This is a genomic window from Pseudomonas sp. 51_B (assembly GCF_017491595.1).
Taxonomy (GTDB): domain Bacteria; phylum Pseudomonadota; class Gammaproteobacteria; order Pseudomonadales; family Pseudomonadaceae; genus Aquipseudomonas; species Aquipseudomonas promysalinigenes.
In genome coordinates this window covers 1-246 of sequence record NZ_JAFGYW010000556.1, presented here as the reverse complement: position 1 = coordinate 246, position 246 = coordinate 1, and the positions used below count along the sequence as shown (strand labels likewise).

At 57.3% G+C, this 246-nt stretch carries 1 protein-coding gene; it reads right to left on the bottom strand.

The features are described from left to right. Positions 1-246: amino acid permease (locus tag J5M56_RS26155; protein WP_207938210.1), on the bottom strand; the 246-nt coding region annotated here is incomplete at both ends.

The window sequence follows — 246 nt, the reverse complement described above, 5'->3', positions numbered from 1 at the left end:
CGGGGGTGTTACCTTCGCCGAAGATCGGGAAGAAGTAGCCCAAAGTGCTGAACAGCAATACGAAATAGCCGACATTCCCTAGCCAGGCGCTGATCCAGTACCCCCATGCTGATGAGAAACCCATGTAATCGCCGAAGCCTGCCTTGGCGTAGGCATAGACTCCCGAGTCCAGTTCAGGTTTACGGTTGGCCAGCGTCTGGAACACGAACGCCAAGGCCAGCATGCCCACAGCGGTGATTGCCCAGC